This is a genomic window from Ruegeria sp. CG4, from assembly GCF_056537185.1.
The window spans coordinates 171,735-189,609 of sequence record NZ_JBQFRB010000009.1; the positions used below are offsets into that span (position 1 = coordinate 171,735).

Genomic DNA, 17,875 nt, shown 5'->3' on the forward strand with positions numbered 1-17,875 from the left:
CGTGTACAAAACGGCGCGGTCAACCTGGCTGATATCTCAACCTAGGCAGCGACCGCGGCAACCTCTTGCCGTTCATCCCTTGCGAAGAACACTGCGTAGAGGACCGGCGCGGCGACCATTGTCAGGATTGTGGCAAAGGCTAAACCTCCCATGATCGTGACAGCCATCGATACAAAGAACGCATCCGTCAACAAGGGCGCCATTCCCAGAATGGTGGTGATCGCGGCCAGAATGACAGGACGCAAGCGCGAAATCGACGCTTCGATGATCGAGTCTTTCAACGGCTTTCCGGTCGCGCGGACCAGATCGATTTCTTCGACCAGCACAATCCCGTTCTTGATAAGCATCCCGGACAGGCTGAGCAGCCCCAGCAACGCGGTAAACGTAAAGGGCAACCCGGTACCCAGAAGGCCGATCACCACTCCGTTAACGGACATGGGCACCAGCAGCCATATGATCAGAGGCTGGCGGATGGCGTTGAACAGCAACACCGATATCAGCACCATAATCAGCAGGCTCAGCGGTAATTGTTTTCCAAGGCTTTCCTGAGCATCGCGCGAGTTCTCGTATTCACCGCCCCACTCCATTTTATATCCGGGTGGAATTTCCATTGCCTCGATCGCTTCGCGCACCTCGGCGTGCACTTGCGCGGCTGTCATGTCCGGCGGAATGTCGGCACCGACGGTTATCGTAAGGACACGATTTCGGCGATGTACACGTGTATTTTGGGTTTTGTACTCAAATCCATCGACCATTTGTTCGATTGGCACCCACTTTTCGGCCTGCGTTGAATAGACAACCTGATCGACCACGGAATAGTCGCCATCAACCGGTCTGCGCAGGATGATCGGGATCAGGCGGTCGCGTTCACGGAACACTCCGCCGGTGATGCCATCGGTGGAAAACAAAAGTGTCGCCGCAACGTCTTCGCGCGTAACGCCCGCGGTTTGCGCCCGTTCGGTTGCGTAGATTGGCTGAAGCGCCAGTTCCTTCTCGCGCCAGTCGTGACGAACGCCGATGACATTGTCCGAAGCATCAGCCATGCGCCGCTTGGCCTCTTCGGCGAGTTGGCGGAGCACCATCGGATCGCTGCCGGAAAACCGGGCCTGGATCGGATCACCACCGCCGGGGCCGAAGACCAGCCGCTTGGTGCGGAACTCTCCTTCGGGGAACAACGCCATGCCATACTCTTCCAGGTCCGCCTGAAGCTGCGGGATATCGTCCAGAGTTTCCGTGCGTATGATCATATGCCCGTAACTGGGATTGGGCTTTTCAGCGGAATAGGTCAGCATGAAACGGGTCGCCCCCTGCCCCACAAAGGTTGCCACCGAGACCACATCGTCGCGCTTGCTTAGCCAGTCCTCGATCTGCGCCAGATCCTCGGACGTCCGCGCAATCGGGGTGCCTTGCGGCAGCTTGTAATGGACAAAGAAAAGCGGGGTGTTCGAGTTCGGGAAAAACTGCTGCTTCATCAGACCGAAGCCCGCAAAACAGGCCGCCGTCACCGCGACCAGTGCGATGATTACCAGCCAGCGGAACCTGAGCGCCGCTTTGAGGATCGTGCCATAGATCCGAAACAGCAAACCGCCATAGGCGTCGATTTCGCCTTCCTTACCCTGCTTGAAAAAGTAGTGGCCCAACAGCGGAGTGACGGTCAGCGCCAGAACCCAGCTCAGCAGCAGCGAAATTCCGATTACTGCGAACAGCGAGAACAGAAATTCACCTGTAGCATCGGGGCTCAGGCCGATGCCGGCAAAGGCCATGATTCCGATCACAGTCGCGCCAAGCAATGGTATCTGGGTTTTGGAGGCCGCGTCGTCTGCGGCATCGCGCGAGTTTTTTCCGCGCAGCATGGCAATCTGCATGCCTTCGGCGACAACGATGGCGTTGTCGACAAGCATCCCCATCGCAATGATCAGCGCGCCAAGCGAAATCCGCTCCATCTCGATCGAGAACATCGACATGAACAGAACCGTGCCCACAACGGTCAGCAACAGCGTGCTGCCGACAACGATTGCGGCGCGCCACCCCATGAACAGGCCAAGCACCGCAACCACGATCGCAACCGACATCGCCAAATTCACCAGAAAGTCGTTGGACGCCTGTTCAACCACGACGTGCTGCTGGTAGATTGGCAGAATATCGACACCAAAGGGGATATTCGGATCCAGCTCTGCCATCTTGGTGTCAACGCGTTTGCCGACTTCGACAATGTTCTCGGTCGCCAGACCCGCAATACCAAGCGTGAACGCCTCGACGCCGTCAAAACGGACGATCAAGTCAGGATCGTTCTGGCGGCCGCGATAGACATCTGACATGTCGAACAGGTTGATCACGTGGCCCTGAGAGCCGACCGACAAACCGGCGATTGCGGATACACTGTCCGACCCTTCGGCCGTCAGCAGCGTCGTCAGGTTGTTCTCGGATCGCAGTGAACCAGATGCGTTGACCGAGTTGGCGTTGGCAATCGCTTCGTTGATCGCCTGCAACGGTACGTTCTGGTTTACGGAAATGGCGAGGTCAGGTTCAATAAAGATTGCTTCCTCGGGAAGGCCCTGAACCTCGACATCGGCAACCCCGTCAACGGTCAGCAACTCCCGTCGAAGGTAAGTGGCCAGTTCGTGCTTTTCGGCGTCCGAGAAACCTTCGGCGGTCACCGCATAGAACAGGCCGAACACATCGCCGAAGCCATCGTTCACATATGGCTGGTCCACGCCCTGCGGCAATCCGCGGGCGGCGTCCCTGACCTTGGCCCGAAGCTGGGTCCAGATATCCGGCAGCTCGCTGCCGTCATAGGTCGACTTGATCTCGACCTCGATCAGAGACTGTCCGGGGCGGTTGACCGAGGTGATGGTGTCCACCTCGCCCATTTGCTGGATGGCCGATTCCAGCGGTTCGGACACTTCCAATGCAACCTGCTCGGCGGTGGCGCCGGGATAGGCTGTCACAATGACGGCCTGTTTGATGGTAAAGGCCGGATCCTCCAGCCTTCCGAGCGAGAAAAAGCCCCAGATACCGCCAAACAGTGCGACGAGAATGATGAGCCACGTATAAAGCGGCCTGTCGATGGATGCGCGCGCGATGTTCATCGATCCGCCCTTCAGTTCGCAAACCCGGCAAAGCGGCGCACCGCCTGTCCGTCACTCAGCGCGTTGCCGCCAGCTACAACGATTTCGTCCCCGTCGGAAAGACCGGACACGACACGCACATCCCCCGATTGGGTGGGTTCGATCTCGACCGGCACGCGCTGCACGGTTCCTTCGTCCGCGCCCGCCGGGGAAAACAGCATGACACCCAGACGACCTTCGGCATCCGCAACAATGGCGGTCGGCGGGACGACGATGCCGGTTTGATTATCCTGAACCTGCACGTTTACCGTTACCGACGAACCGGGAAGAACCTGAATGCCTTCCGGCGGTGTCAATCCGAAGTTGATCCGGAACGTCTGACCGACGCTGGACGTTTCAGCATCGAATTCGCGAATTTGCAGCGGAAAAACTTCATCGCTGGCGGGAAATTTGGCAGTAATCGTCACGTCATCCTGACTGCCCCGGCGCTGAAACAAGATTTCGGGCACATCGACTTCGATCCGCAATTCAGACATGTCGTGGATACGTACGATGGGCGTTCCGGCGGAAACGGTGGTGAATGCCTCGACCGTGCGGCTGGAAACTAGCGCGTCGAAGGGGGCCGTGAGGGTCGCATGTTCAAGCGCGTATTCCGCGTCACGTGTGGCAATTGCCGCCAGCTGGGCGTTTGTATCCGCATCATCCAGGGCCACCTGACTGACCGTGGTCCCCCTGAGCCGGGACAGGCGTGCAACCGTGCGGTCGGCCTGATCCTTTTGCAGTCGGGCGCGGTTGAGCTGCAGCTCGAACGGTTCCTGATCGAGTCTGGCGATCAGCCCGCCTTTCGGAATAACCAGACCTTCGGTGACGGGCATCTCGATAATCTGTCCGGCCACCTGAAAGGCCAGATCGACCGTTTGGCGGGCCGCGACCCGCCCAAAGAACTGTCGCGAAAAGCCGGGTGACGTTTCACTGACCATCAGCAGTTTCACCGGTTTCGGGGCTTGCTGTGCGGTCAGCGATGTCGCCAGCACGATCAGGCCAAAAGCCAATGTTGACAGGATCTTCATTTCTTCAAACCTTCGGGTATGCCTGTTTTCAGGACGGTTTCGCGGATCTTCTGCGCCAATCGCGCGAATTCAGCGGTTTCTTCATCATTGAGCCCCGAGGCGCGGCGAAACAGTTCCCCGGCTTCGGTCACAAGTTGTTTTCGGGCGTCTTCGCCCTGCCCGGTCAGAACCAGCAGCCACGCGCGGCGGTCCTCGGGATCGCGCTGTCGAACCAGATACCCGGCCTTGGCCAGCGAATCCGCGGTCGCGGTTATCGTAGAGGGCAAAGATAACATGTCATGTGCCAGAACGCCCATCCGCTTGGGCTGTTCCAGCTTGATCAGCATGTGGCATTCCTGATGGCTCAGATCGGTCCGCAACAGATCGATGCTTTCTTCCAACTTCCAATAAAGCGCGTAGACGCCCATCATCGATTGAATTTCAGGACTGTACTTCTGCGTTGATGGTTCGACCGAATCGGTCATTTCGGTGCCCTCGGATAGGTTGGGCGCGATATACTTCAAAAAATGAAATATTCAAGATGCGAAGTGAAGATTACTCAGGATCGCGCCGGATCACCCTTGGAACGTGAACGTCCTTATTTGGCGCGTTTGGGAATGCCCAAACACGACTGGGTCTCGTCGAGGGCCGGGGTTCACCTTGCCGCGAAAAGCAGATCGCTGGCCTTTTCGCCGATCATGATCGCAGGTGCGTTTGTGTTTCCGCTGACAATTTCGGGCATGATGGAACAGTCAGCCACCCGCAGGCCTTCAATGCCTCTGACCTTGAGCTGCGGATCAACGACGGCGTCATCCGATACTCCCATCGCGCAAGTGCCTGTCGGGTGGTAAATCGATGCCGAGTTGGACCTGACCCAATCCAGAGTCCCATCATAATCGTCCATGGCCAGATCGGCAGATGGCCGGAACTCTTCGGAAATCTTGGACGCCAGCGGGTTTGCCTTTGCGATGGTGCGCGCAATGTTGACGCCATCGACAATGGTTCGACAATCCGTCTCGGTCGACAGGTAGTTCGGGAAAATCTTGACATAGCTCGACGGGTCGGGGCCATTCAGACGCAGCTCTCCCCGGCTTTCGGGGCGCAGTTGGCAGACCGACATGGTAAATGCCGAGAACGGGTGAACGCCCTCGCCAGGGCTGTCGGCCGACCAGGGTTGGACGTGGAATTGAATATCGGGCGTCTGAACTTCTGGTCGCGTTTTCAGAAAGCCTGTCGCCAAACTGGCGGCCATTGTCATCGGGCCGGCACGGAACAACGCGTATTTCAACGCAATGCGCGCCTGATTGAACAGGTTCCTCACTTCGTCGTTCAAAGTGGGTTCGTTACATTTGAACACAAGCCGCGCCTGCAGGTGATCCTGCAGACCTTTCCCCACTTTGGGCAGCGCGTGTCGCGGTTCGATACCGTTTTCCCTCAGGTGATCCGGATCGCCGATACCTGACAACATCAGAATCTGAGGGGAATTGATCGCGCCGCCAGACAGAATAATCTCACGCCGTACGGTCAAAGTCTTTTCGGCACCGGAACGGTCCCGATACACCACACCGACCGCGCGTTTTCCTTCCAGCTTTATGCGCGTCACAAGGGCACGCGTTATGATCTTCAGATTCTGTCGGTTACGGATCGGCTTCAGATACGCAACCGCCGAACTGCACCTGCGTCCGTTGCGCGTTGTCAGCTGAAAATAGCCGACACCTTCCTGCTGCGCGCCATTGTAGTCCGGATTGAACGGGTAGCCCGCTTCTTGCGCGGCAGCGACCCAGGCATCACAAATCGGGCGCTGGATACGCATGTTGGATACGGCAAGCGGGCCTCCGACCCCATGAAAATCGTCTTCTCCGCGCTCCTGGTCCTCGCTGCGCCTGAACAATGGCAGGACATCATCCCAGCCCCAGCCGATATTCCCCATCTGCCGCCAGCGGTCGTAGTCCTCTTTCTGACCGCGCACATAGAGAAGACCGTTCAACGAGGACGACCCCCCAAGAACCTTGCCGCGCGGCCAGTCGATTGACCGACCGTTCAGACCCGCGTCTGGCTCGGTCCGGTAGCACCAGTCCACCGACGGGTTATGCATGGTTTTGAAATAGCCGACCGGAATATGAATCCACGGATTTGTGTCTGGCCCACCGGCTTCGAGCAGTGCAACGGATGTACCGGAATCGGCGCTCAGACGGTTGGCGATGACACAGCCGGAAGAGCCAGCCCCGACAACTGCATAATCCACCTCCATAACCGTCTCCTCTTAGCGAAATTAAAAAAAGTCTATGCAAGTTGCATCAAATATACTAGCATTTTTTGATACAAAACGTCTCAATAATTTTTCATCGGGAGGAAAAAGATGGAGATTGGTCGGAAACTAAGCGGAATATCACGGAGGGATTTCTTCCGCGTGGCGGGCCGATACGGCATGAGTTCAACACTGTTGGCTGCAGGAGGGTTTGGCGGCGCGATGAGCCTGGCGAATCTGGCGCAGGCCGCTGAATCGAATTATGAAAAACGGTTCTCGAAAGAACCCAAGCACACCCTGAAATTCGGCGCTGCCGGGTTCAACACCCGCAACCTTTTGATCGAGCGCGCCGGCGCCATCGAGTTTGCACGCGACCTTGAAGAACGGACCGATGGCGAGATTCGTGTTGAGTTCATCGGCGACAACCAGATCTGCGGTCAGCTGAGCTGTGTCGAAAAAACCCAACAGGGCATTGTCGACATCTACGCGGCTTCAACGCAGAACTCGGCAGGCGGCGCACCTTATCTGAACGTGCTGGACTATGCCTATATGTTCCCCAGCCGCGCGGCGCAGTATCATTTCTTCTACAGCCCGGCCAGTCAGCGCATTCTGCGGGACCCGCTGGAAAAACGGCACGGTCTGAAGTTCCTGTTCACCCACTGTGAACTGCGCGGACTGCAAATGGGTTCGACATTCTCGGACAAGCCGACAGTCACCAAGCTTGAGGAACTGTTCGGAACCAAGAACCGTGTTACCGGAACTCAGCTGGGCCGCATTGCGATGCAGTTGCTGAACCTGAACCCGGTGCCGGTGGCATGGGAAGAGACGCTGGACGCGCTCAAGACCGGGCTGATCGACGGCGCCGAAACCTGGGCTTCGGCGGTGGCTTACGCCAACATGTCGCCAGTGGTGTCACAGTCCGTGAACCTCAAGTTCTTCTGCGGCACCGAACATACTTCGATGTCCGCAAAGGTCTTTGACAGCCTGGGCGGCGAACTGCAGGACGCGGTCATGGAATCGTCCTACTTCACCCAGGCACTGATTCAGGGCGCAAACGAAGCCGCGCTGCTGAACACCGTCGGGTTCTCGGACCCGCAATTGCCGGGGACGATCTTTGCCGAAAACGGGGTCCGCCCCGCATTCCTGCCGGACGATCAGATCAAACTGGCCGAAGAGATGTGCGCTCCGAACTTCAACCCCGATCCATGGGCACAATGGCGCGAGCGGTTGGACAAATGGGCCGGCGGCATCGACACATATCAGGAAATCTACGACATCGCGCGTGAGATCCCGGCGGACATGTTGCCGGAAAATGTCGAGCCACGCCGTTGGTGGAAAGGCGAAGCCTGATAAGGCTACCGAACCGGCCCCACGCGGGCCGGTTCCACTAAACACCGACTGGGAGGACGGGGTTCATGTCATTTTGGACCGATGTTGGCGCAATATTCAGCGCCATTCTAAGCCAGGATTCGTTCGAGATTCAGTCTGCGCTGCAGTCTGACGCGACATGGGTGGTAGGGACTGTGGTCGCTGCCCTGGGCGGTCTTATCGTTATGGCGATCTATCGAAAGGTTCCCTTCATTGAACGCCAACTGGAGCGGTCGGTCATGGTCTATTCCTATCTGGCCATTGCGCTGATCATTTTCTGGGGCGTGATCGACCGCTTTGTGTTCAACGACCAGGAGCCGTGGTCCACAACCATTCCGCCACTGCTGTTCATGGTGATGGCGTGGTTCGGCGCGTCCTACAACGTTCGCCTGCGCACGCATCTGAGTTTCAGCGAATTCCGCACCTCGATGCCGCGCGGTGGGCAACTGGCCTGTCTGATCCTGGATGCGATCCTGTGGTTCATCTTTGCGGTGATCGTCATCGTAACAACATCTCGGCTGGTGGCGCTGTCGGCTTCGAACTTCCAGATCGTGCTTGGCACCGACAACGTGATGCAGTGGTGGTTCCTGCTTGCAGCGCCACTGTCGTTTTTTCTGATGGTCGGCCGCGTGTTTCAGAATCTGGCGGACGATTTACACAACTGGAAAACCGGCGAGCCCTTGATCAAGCAAGCCGTGATTGGGGCGGACTGATGGCAGACGGAACCTGGGTTACATTGATTTCACTGGGCGTGACGTTCTTGTTCATGCTGGGCGTGCCGGTCCTGCTGGTAATCGGCTATTGGGTCATAGGCTGTTCATTTGTTCTGGGTCTGACACTCGACAACATGGGGGCCGAGCTTCTGAATGTGTTCAACAAGGGCTTTGCCTTGCTGGCGATGCCGCTGTTCATTCTGACCGGCGATCTGATCAACAAATCGGGCATCGCACGACGGCTGAGCGATTTCGCATATGCCTGTCTGGGCTGGATACGCGGGGGGCTGGCGATGGCCTCGCTTGGCGCATGCGGGCTGTTCGCCGCGATTTCGGGCTCGAACTCGGCGACGACGGCAACAATCGGATCGATGCTGCACCCCGAGATGGTCAAGGGCGGGTATGACGAACGGTTCAGCGCCGCCACGGCAGCGGCAGGCGGCACGGTCGGGATCATCATTCCGCCGTCGATCATTTTCATTGTCTATGGCTTCCTTATGAACCTGCCCATTTCCGAACTGTTTGTGGCCGGCATCCTGCCCGGTGCGCTGATGGTTATCGGCATGCAGGTCGCATGCTGGATCATCTGCCGTATCAACGGCTGGGGCCATCTGATCCCGCTGCAACTGAACCGCGTTCTGAAAACCGCCTTTGGTGCCTGGCTGGGTTTCTTTGCAATCGGGCTGGTGCTGTGGGGCATCTACACCGGCAAATTCTCTCCGACCGAAGCGGCGGGTGTGACCGTCGGCTTCTGCGTCATCGCCGGTCTGGTGAGCTATCCGATCAACCGCATCATGGGTGCGCGCGACGACATTTCCCCGACTGACAAGAGCTATGCGGAAATGATGGTCGTCGAAGGGTTCACGATCCCGGAAATCCCATCGATCGTGATCCGTTCCGCGCAAATTACAGGGATCCTGGCACCGCTGATCGCTATTTCGGTCGTCATGCAACAAATCCTGTCGCTGCTCGGCGCGCAGCAAACCATCGGTGACTTCGTGACTTCGATGGGCGGGTACCATGCGGTGCTGTTCACCTCGATGGTCATCGTCTTTTTCTCGGGCATGGTGCTGGAGAGCCTTCCGGTGACCATCATCCTCGCGCCGATTCTGGCCCCCATTGCGGCATCGGTCGGCGTTGATCCCATCCACTTCTCGGTGATCTTCCTTGTGGGCGCATCAATCGGGTTCATTACGCCGCCATATGGCCTGAATCTTTATGTCGCGTCAGGCGTGACAGGCGTGCCCTATTTCCGGCTGCTGCGTTACACCGTGCCCTATCTGGTCGCGCTGCTGTCCGTCTGGATATTGGTGTCTCTGGTGCCTGATCTGGCCTTGATCCTGCTGCCAAACAAATAGAATGTAGGGGGATGGTCGACACGGACACTTCGGAACGAGAAACTCAGATACCGACAAATCTGCGATTGCTTCTCATCCTGGAAGAAGTCGCAAAGCGCGGCGTTGCTGTTAAACCGGCCGACCTGATCGACACCTTGGGGCTGGCGAAACCAACGGTTCACAGGCTGCTGCAAACAGCCGAAGCGGAGGGGTTCCTGCAACGCGATCTGGACGGACGCTCGTTCGGGCCCGGTCCACGTCTGCGCAGGCTGTCCGTCAACACAATGTCTGCTGAACACCTGCGCACTGCACGTCTAGCAATCCTGCGCGGGGTTGCGGACGAAATTGGAGAGACCTGCAACCTCGCGATCCCGGATCGCGAGGGGATGATCTATCTGGATCGGGTCGAAACCAAATGGCCGCTGCGCATTCAGTTGCCGATCGGCACCCAGGTTCCGTTCCATTGTACCGCCAGCGGAAAGATGTATCTGTCCACCCTGCGCAAGGCCACGCTGGACGGCTTTCTTTCAGCGCGGAAGCTTCTTCCGCAAACCGAGCGGACATTGACGGACCCCGAGACCCTGCGCACCGAGATCGGGCACATTGCGGAAAACGGGTATTCCACCGACAACGAGGAATTCATGCCGGGAATGGCCGCCGTCGCCGTGCCTGTTACAGACGATCAGGACAGGCTGGCCGCGACACTGTCCGTTCACGCACCGACCCAACGCCACGATCTTGAAAGCTTGAAGAAATTCCTGAACACCTTGCAGGATGGGGCGGACAAGCTCAGAAGGCTGCTCTTGTCCTGACCAGTCCGCCGCGGGGCAATGGACTAATCATTTCAAACCGCTACACTCTCTGTCCATGTTGCGTTTTAGGTTCGTTGTTTCATTTGTCATTGCATTTTCCGTTGTGTGGTCCGGGCCACTGATTTCACAGTCATATGCAACCGACCGACCGCAAGATGCACTGACCGTACAACTGGCAAATCAGGGACGTTATGCCGAGGCCGAAGCGCTTTTGCGCAGAACTCTGGCGCAGGACCGTGCGAACCTTGGGCCAACCCATCCGAATACGGTCGACACAACCGAAAACCTGGCCGTTGTGCTGGATATTCTAGGGCAACCCGATGAAGCGGAACCGTTGCATCGCTTGGTTCTTCAGACGCGCCGCAAGCATCTTGGCCCAAACTCACCCGCCACACTTCGGGCCATGAGCAATCTGGGAACCACCCTTCGGGATCTCAACAGGTTTCAAGAAGCGGTCGAAATACTCGACGCGTCAATCGCAGGGTCAAACATTACCCACGGCGAGACGGCGCCCGAGACATTGGCCCGCATGAACATGCTGGGCCATACCCTGTTGCGCGCCAATCAGCCAGAATGGGCCGAGCAGGTTCTGAGACGCGCGGTGGAACTAGGCGGCCAAACGCTTGGTGAAGACAATGCCGAGGTCCTGTCCTGGTCCGTCAATCTGGCTCTGGCACTGGACACAATGGCGCATTTTGAAGATGCAAACGCCTTGAACGCGAGAATTATCGCTGGCCTCAGTCGCCGGCAGGGTCCGACTTCACCCAGAGTTCTGACGGCCAAGAACAATTTTGGTTTCAGCCTCATGAGTCAGGGCCGGATGCTTGAGGCTGTTCCGTTGTTTACCGAGGTTCTGAATGCGTATGAGCAAACCCTGGGGCCTCAACATCCTCAGACAATGACGGCGCGGATCATGTTGGGAAACGCTTTGTCCAAACTGGGCCGAGGGGACGAAGCACTTGCGTTGCGCAGGCGGGATCTGGACCTCATGATCAGCTCGGCAGGCCCGGAGCACGTCTATACGGTTCGGGCGATGCGAAACTATGCCAGCGCGCTGGAGGCGGTTGGGCGTTTAGCGGATGCCCAAACCATCCGCCAACGCGTTTTAGCGATTTCCCGGAAAACCAATGGCGAGCGTAGCGAAGACACGTTGATTGCCATGAACGATGTTGCCCTCGACCTGATGGAAAGCGGTCAGGTTGCGCAGGCAAGGGAGTTGATGGAGCGCGCCCTTGATGGATTTGTGGGATTGTACGGGGCTGCTCATCCCCGAACGGTAGAATCCGCCATAAACCTTGCGGCCATTCAAGCACAGGCCGGAGATAGCGAAGCCGCCATCGCTTTGCTGCGTGACATCCGCAAACATCTTGGTACGCACCCGCATTTCGGACCGGTTGAGGAATTGCGGTTGGCATTCAATCTGTCTTCAACCCTTCACGATGCCGGACTGCCACTTGAAGCAGCACAGGAGCTTGAGGGGATGCTTCCCAAAGCGGACGCCGTATACGGCCCGACGTCCGTCAGGCCACAATTGTTCCGGTTGCGGTTGGCCGAATCCTCTCTGGCTTCGGGTTCGTTCCGCAAGGCACTGCACTTGTCCCGTCACGCCCATTCCGTCTTGGCAGATCGATTGCGCCGCACCGGCAACCTCACCGCCGACGAACAGCGGGTTGCGCTGGAACAGGCCTCTCGCGCGGCGTGGGCTTTTATTCAGGCGTCCTGGGCGGTTTCCCAACAGACGGATAGAGCCGAGGCTGACCAGTTGGCGCGGGATGCTTTCGAGGCAGCACAAACGATCGGGCTTGGGCCTTCGGCCTTTGCCATATCGCGGGCTGCCGGGCGCATTGCGGCAGACAATGCCCGCGTCGAGCCCTTTTTGAACGACTGGATTGGCGCCAAACGCGATTTGGCGGCATTTGAGATCAAGTCCGTTGCCGCCGCATCCGGCGCAGGGACATCGATAGTGGCCGCGCCCGATACGCTTGATCGGCTGACGGACAGATTGGATAGAACAACGCAGGCCTTGCAGAATGCCTTTCCCGCGTTTTTTGACCTGATAAATCCGCACGTGGTCCGGGTGACTGATTTCCTGCCGGGTGGCGTTGCCGAACTTGATGACGACGAGGCGCTGATCCTGATCGTTCCGGAAGGTGGGAATGATCGTTCAACGCATTTCGGACCCGGTTTTGTCTGGGCCGTAACCCGTGAAGGCGTCACATGGTCCCGATTGGAATTCGATGCAACTGAGCTGGAAGCCCGAGTCTCGGCCCTTCGCCGTTCCATCAACCCAAACGAGGAGTTCCTTGTCGCGGCACGCGCACCCATTAACCCCACCGGTTCCGCGCGACAGGACAGCACACGCAGGTTTGACATTGAACTGGCCCACGGTCTGTTTCTTGACCTGTTCGGCGCACCAGAGATTTCAGAGACAATCGCGCCGAAGAAGCGGTGGCTGATTGCCCCGCAAAGTTCGCTGCTGAGCCTGCCATTCGGCGCGCTGGCGACCGCCCCTCAAAAGGAATTCGGGTCCGTGGCGAAAACCCTTCGAAATACACGCTGGCTTGGCGTCGAACGCGCCCTGAGTGTCATTCCGTCCCTGCAACTGGTGTTGCGAGACAACACAAGCACCACGGCTCGGGCAGACACGCGCGTCAGTTATGTCGGGTTCGGCGATCCCGATTTCCACGGGACACCCGAACCCCTGCGGCTGGAGACCCGCAATCTTCTCAGATCGGCCCAAGACCTGCGCGACGGGTTGAAAAACCTGCCAAGACTGCCCGGAACGCGGACCGAGATCCTGTCGCTGGCATCGCAGTTTGGGGCAGGCGAGCATTCCGTTTTTCTTGGATCTCGGGCCAACGAAAGTGAACTCAGAAAACTGGACGCTTCCGGGCAATTGCGCCAGACGCGCGTTCTGCATTTCGCAACGCACGGGCTGATATCCGGTGAGTCGACAATCTGGACGAGCCTGCCCTGGCGCTTTCGCCCCCGCCTTCGCCGGGCAGCCCCAAGTTTGACGGACTTTTGACCGCATCCGAGGCGGCCACGCTGTCCTTGGATACAGAATGGGTTCTTTTGTCCGCCTGCAACACCGCGGCGGGGGCAAAACCGGGGGCGGAAGGGCTGTCCGGGCTGGCCCGTGCATTCTTTTTTGCCGGTGCCATGAACCTCCTGGTGACTCACTGGCCGGTTCGGGATGATCTGACATCCCGCCTGATCACCGAGGTTGTAACGCCCTCGACCGACCGGGTCCGCAGCGAAGCACTGCGTCAGGAAATTGAGGCGCTGATACAGGACACCAGCGAAGATCACCGCGAACGCCCGTTGGCGCATCCCGGGAACTGGGCTGGCTTTCAACTGGTTGGTGCCGGTTGAACAAATCCGCTTTCACAGCCATTCGAAAAACACTGAACACAGGTCTTGGCCGTTTTCCTGCCGTTGCATATCTGTGGCAGTGACCTACTCGTTAGGCAAAGCGTGGAGCAACCCCTGTTGGCCGTCAGATCCTGCAACCAAGTCATGCCCGCGACGCATGCCGGACATGCATTGCACCTACTTATTTTTCATAGGTTTTAGGGATAGATGCAGAAACAAGAACTTCTGTCCCTGAAACACTTGGAATGACACGATGACCAAAGAACTACGTGAAACCGTACACTACGTCAGCTTTGTTGTTGCCGGGCTGGCATTCATCGCCGCACTCTCGATCCTATTTTACAGCTGATCTGGAAAAGCAGCCTAAAGACATGCATCACTTGGGAACTGTCTGAAAGCCGGAGGAACACTCCGGCTTTTTTATTGGGCTTGCGCCATTGAAACGGGTGTTCTCAGCGGTGCCCATGTGAGGTCAGGCAGGCACACCCTCAACGGAAACGGCCGCTCTGAAAAAAAGGCACCCGAACCCGCACGGGTCGGATGCCTTTTTTGGATTTTGAGTGTCGGATTACCGGCCCAGCAACAGGTCCGGCAACCACAATGCCAGTTCAGGAACAAACGTGGTCAGCATCAGTGTCGGCAGCCATGCAAACACGATGAAGATCAAGGTCGGCCACAGCATCTTGGCAACCGGTGTGTCGCAAACCTGCGCCCCCAAGTACAGCAGCGGCGCCGTGGGCGGCGTGATGTTGGCCATCCCAAGGTTGACGCCGATGATCGCGGCAAAGTGGATCGGATCCACACCCACGCTCTGCGCAATCGGCAGCAGGATCGGCGTGGACAGCAGCAGCCCCGAGATATCGTCCATCAGCATGCCGATCAGGATCATGACGACATTGATCATCAGCAAGATCACGACCGGGTTGTCCGAAACCGAATAGACCATATCCTTGGCCATCTGCGGCGCACCCTGCGAGATCAGGTTGTCTGATACGATCAGCACCATGAAAATCATCACCATGACCACCCCGATCGTAACACCCGAAGTCTGGATGGTCTGGGCCAGGGTTTTCCAGGTCAGGCCGCGATAGAAGTAGATTGCCACGGGAATCGCGTAAACAACGGCGATACCAGCGGCTTCGGTCGGTGTCATGATACCGCCGTAGATACCGCCCAGGATGATGATTGGCATCATCAGCGCCGGACCCGCCAAACGACCCTGGCCCAGCAAGGCGGGCATGAAGGGATTCGGGCGCTCTTTCAGTTGGATATCGTCATACTTCCGCAGCATGAACTGATTGGTGATGATCAGCAGCGTGATCAGGATGATTGCGGGAATGACCGTCGACAGGAAGCACTTCAGCACGTGTTGCTGTGCGACCCAGCCGTAGAGGATGTGCGATGAACTGGGCGGGATCAAAAGGCCCAGGGGGCTTGCCGACACAATCAGGGCCGCGGATTGCCCTTTCGGATAATTCGCCTTTTTCAGGTGCGGCATCATAATACCGCCGATGCAGGTCAGGGTCGCATTCGCACTGCCCGAGATCGAGCCGAACACGCCGCAGGCCAACACGGAGGCCGCGTTCAGTCCACCTTTGATGTGGCCAATGAACATCTCGGCCAGCGCCACCAGAGGCGCCGCAATTCTGCCTTTCTCCATAATGCCACCGGCAATCATGAAAAGCGGAATGGCGAGCAGCACCAGAGAGCGGATCCCCGTCGCTCCGGTCGGCAGATATCCTGTGATGGATTGGTCTCCCACCATCGCGATAAAGATCAGGACGGCTCCGAACGCCACATAAACGCTGACACCCAGCAAGAGCATCAGGCAGACAATAACAAGACTTCCGGCGATAATCATTTCGCGGCTCCCTTAAGAATTTCAGAGCGCAACGGAAGCCCGAGCCCCTTGCGGATATGAACGTAGAGATACGCAGCCGTGAACATCGCCATGAAGCCGAAAGAGCACATGATCGCAATGCGCCAGGAGACGAACGGAATTCGCAGGACCGGAGTGGATCGCAGCCGGGGGAAAGAGAAGTCGTCAAGCAGTGACACGTAGCAGGCGTAGACCATAAAGAGGATCACAAGAAGCTCGACCAATAGCACCACGAAGCCGCGCCACCAGATCATCCGGGGATTGTGTATCACGATACCCAGAATATCGGCGTTGATATGCAGATTGCGCGCAGAGGCCAGAACCGCACCGGCAAAGAAGCCGATGATCGAGAAGGCCAGGAGCCATTCTTCATAAGCGAACAGGTCGCCGCCGAAACCGTATCGGATTACAACAACAGCGCCAAAGGTGAAGGCCATCAGGAAGCCGCAGGCCATGACGATTTGTCTGCAAACAAACGCGATCACTTTCATGGGATACCCGATGACGGGCGGCAATTCGTCGGTAACTTTCTGCGGTTTATCGGCGTCTTCGTCGCCAACCCATCTCGTCATGTCATCGTCTTCTATCGACATGTCTGTCCCCGCTTTTTGTTTTTTTGTCAGGTATTAGAAAAAGGGCCGGCAAGTTTGCCGGCCCACCTGGGTTTCAGACTATCAGTTTTTGCTTGCAAGCAAACGGTCAATCACATCCTGACCGACGCTTTGCGCCATCATGGGCCAGATATTTTCCTGAATGTGGGCAGCCATTGCGGCCTGCTCTTCTTCGTTCAGGGACAGGATAGTATAGCCTTTTTCGATCAACTTCTCCCCAAAGGCCGCATCGTTGTCGCGGTTATACTGGAAGAAGTCGTCGGACGCCTTGGTCATTGCGGCCTGCAATGCCGCCCGCTGCTCGTCGTTCAGCTTGTCCAGTGTACGCTGCGAGGCATAGAACGTGGTCAGTTCCGAGATCGAGTTGTACTCTACGAAATGCGTGCCGACATCCGACTGCGCGAAGATCGAGTAGGTTGCCGTCTTGGTGCAGCAGATCGCGCCGTCCACGATACCGGACTGGATCGCGGGGAAGATGTCGCCCCATGCCATGGTCGTCGCCTTGTAACCAAGTGCTTCCACCATGGCTTTTACAGCCGGAGACGACCAGACGCGAATGTTCATGCCTTTGTCGTCAAAAGTGTTCCAGTTGGTCGGCTCCTGCGTGGCCACGATGCCGACAAACCCTTCGGGGTTCTGGGCCATCACGCTCACACCATACTCGTCGGTGATTTCCTGCAGGATTTTGTTATATTCGGAATCCATGTTGCGCATGATGTTGTTCATGTCGTCCCAGCCACCCACGAGGAACGGCATCGACAGGAACTCCAGGCGCGGGTCGGTGTCGGCATAGATAAAGGCCGCCGCCAGATCGATGTTGCCGCGGGCCACGTCTTCAAACAGCGCCTCGCCCGAGCCCAGCTGGTTTGCGGGGAACACTTCGATCTTCAGACCGACGTTTGCCGCCGCGACGTCCGCCGCAACCTGTTCCATCATCTTTGTACCCTGATGGTCGATTGGGAAAACACCGGCAAACCGCAAAGTCATATCTTCGGCGAATGCAGCGGTGGCCATCAGCGCGCTGGTGGCGCCAATGACCAGCCCTTTGGCCAGTTTGTCGAATTTCATGAGAATTTTCCTCCCTTTGGGGTTTTTGCCCTTGAACACCGGGCTTTTAGAATCGTTTTGGCCAGCAGCATCGCCACGTGGCCAGTTCTTAATATTTTGTTATCACTAAAGCTGGAATTTATCATCTGCAATTTGTTTTTGCGAATCTTTTTCGATTGAAACATCTGAAAGGCGAATTTGACCGACGAAAAACAGTTTGATTTCAACCCTGTGAATGTGAGCCCGCCAACAATTGTTGCAGGCCCACGCGTCAGCGGTGGATTTGAACTGAATCCCGAACAGCTAAGGATCGCACTCATTCGGACCACTCCATTGGCACCGGACGTCGCAACAATTGCAGATCGTCA

At 57.4% G+C, this 17,875-nt stretch carries 14 protein-coding genes; 6 read left to right on the top strand and 8 right to left on the bottom strand.

The window, feature by feature from the left end:
* Positions 1 to 41 precede the first annotated feature (41 nt).
* The 4 genes from ACR0J2_RS19980 to ACR0J2_RS19995 all read right to left on the bottom strand — a co-directional run bounded on the left by ACR0J2_RS19980 (position 42) and on the right by ACR0J2_RS19995 (position 6,368).
* Positions 42 to 3,089 (bottom strand): efflux RND transporter permease subunit, encoded by a 3,048-nt coding sequence (locus tag ACR0J2_RS19980; RefSeq protein WP_480813606.1) that lies wholly within the window; start codon positions 3,087 to 3,089, stop codon positions 42 to 44.
* An 11-nt stretch (positions 3,090 to 3,100) separates the two neighbouring features.
* Complete coding sequence (locus ACR0J2_RS19985; protein WP_480813607.1) at positions 3,101 to 4,138, bottom strand: efflux RND transporter periplasmic adaptor subunit; 1,038 nt, start codon at positions 4,136 to 4,138, stop codon at positions 3,101 to 3,103.
* Entirely contained in the window at positions 4,135 to 4,602 is a 468-nt protein-coding gene (locus ACR0J2_RS19990; RefSeq protein WP_480813608.1) for a MarR family winged helix-turn-helix transcriptional regulator, read from the bottom strand. The genes ACR0J2_RS19985 and ACR0J2_RS19990 overlap by 4 nt, the downstream gene beginning before the upstream one ends.
* 170 nt (positions 4,603 to 4,772) lie before the next feature.
* Entirely contained in the window at positions 4,773 to 6,368 is a 1,596-nt protein-coding gene (locus ACR0J2_RS19995; protein ID WP_480813609.1) for a GMC family oxidoreductase, read from the bottom strand.
* Between the two features lie 108 nt (positions 6,369 to 6,476).
* Between ACR0J2_RS19995 and ACR0J2_RS20000 the strand changes: the two genes are divergently transcribed.
* The 6 genes from ACR0J2_RS20000 to ACR0J2_RS20025 all read left to right on the top strand — a co-directional run bounded on the left by ACR0J2_RS20000 (position 6,477) and on the right by ACR0J2_RS20025 (position 13,970).
* Complete coding sequence (locus ACR0J2_RS20000; protein WP_170611426.1) at positions 6,477 to 7,715, top strand: TRAP transporter substrate-binding protein; 1,239 nt, start codon at positions 6,477 to 6,479, stop codon at positions 7,713 to 7,715.
* 65 nt (positions 7,716 to 7,780) lie between these two features.
* Positions 7,781 to 8,446: a TRAP transporter small permease subunit gene (locus ACR0J2_RS20005; protein ID WP_170681178.1), complete on the top strand. Its 666-nt coding sequence runs from the start codon at positions 7,781 to 7,783 to the stop codon at positions 8,444 to 8,446.
* Complete coding sequence (locus tag ACR0J2_RS20010; protein WP_170611430.1) at positions 8,446 to 9,804, top strand: TRAP transporter large permease; 1,359 nt, start codon at positions 8,446 to 8,448, stop codon at positions 9,802 to 9,804. The genes ACR0J2_RS20005 and ACR0J2_RS20010 overlap by 1 nt, the downstream gene beginning before the upstream one ends.
* Before the next feature lie 11 nt (positions 9,805 to 9,815).
* Positions 9,816 to 10,595, top strand: coding sequence for an IclR family transcriptional regulator (locus tag ACR0J2_RS20015; protein WP_170807516.1), 780 nt, complete (start codon positions 9,816 to 9,818; stop codon positions 10,593 to 10,595).
* 55 nt (positions 10,596 to 10,650) lie between these two features.
* Positions 10,651 to 13,623, top strand: coding sequence for a CHAT domain-containing protein (locus tag ACR0J2_RS20020; RefSeq protein ID WP_480813610.1), 2,973 nt, complete (start codon positions 10,651 to 10,653; stop codon positions 13,621 to 13,623).
* On the top strand, positions 13,569 to 13,970 hold the full coding sequence (locus ACR0J2_RS20025; protein ID WP_480813624.1) for a CHAT domain-containing protein: 402 nt from the start codon (positions 13,569 to 13,571) through the stop codon (positions 13,968 to 13,970). The genes ACR0J2_RS20020 and ACR0J2_RS20025 overlap by 55 nt, the downstream gene beginning before the upstream one ends.
* Positions 13,971 to 14,538: 568 nt before the next feature.
* Here ACR0J2_RS20025 and ACR0J2_RS20030 read toward each other — a convergent pair.
* From ACR0J2_RS20030 to ACR0J2_RS20045, 4 genes are all read right to left on the bottom strand, one after another.
* Positions 14,539 to 15,831: a TRAP transporter large permease gene (locus ACR0J2_RS20030; RefSeq protein WP_170681171.1), complete on the bottom strand. Its 1,293-nt coding sequence runs from the start codon at positions 15,829 to 15,831 to the stop codon at positions 14,539 to 14,541.
* Positions 15,828 to 16,442 carry a TRAP transporter small permease subunit gene (locus ACR0J2_RS20035; RefSeq protein ID WP_170611438.1) on the bottom strand — a complete coding sequence of 205 codons (615 nt, stop codon included), beginning with the start codon at positions 16,440 to 16,442 and terminating at the stop codon, positions 15,828 to 15,830. Before ACR0J2_RS20035 ends, ACR0J2_RS20030 begins: the two co-directional genes overlap by 4 nt.
* A gap of 81 nt (positions 16,443 to 16,523) precedes the next feature.
* Complete coding sequence (gene dctP, locus ACR0J2_RS20040) at positions 16,524 to 17,528, bottom strand: TRAP transporter substrate-binding protein DctP (protein ID WP_170611440.1); 1,005 nt, start codon at positions 17,526 to 17,528, stop codon at positions 16,524 to 16,526.
* On the bottom strand, positions 17,525 to 17,827 hold the full coding sequence (locus ACR0J2_RS20045) for a hypothetical protein (RefSeq protein WP_480813611.1): 303 nt from the start codon (positions 17,825 to 17,827) through the stop codon (positions 17,525 to 17,527). Before ACR0J2_RS20045 ends, dctP begins: the two co-directional genes overlap by 4 nt.
* Positions 17,828 to 17,875 lie beyond the last annotated feature (48 nt).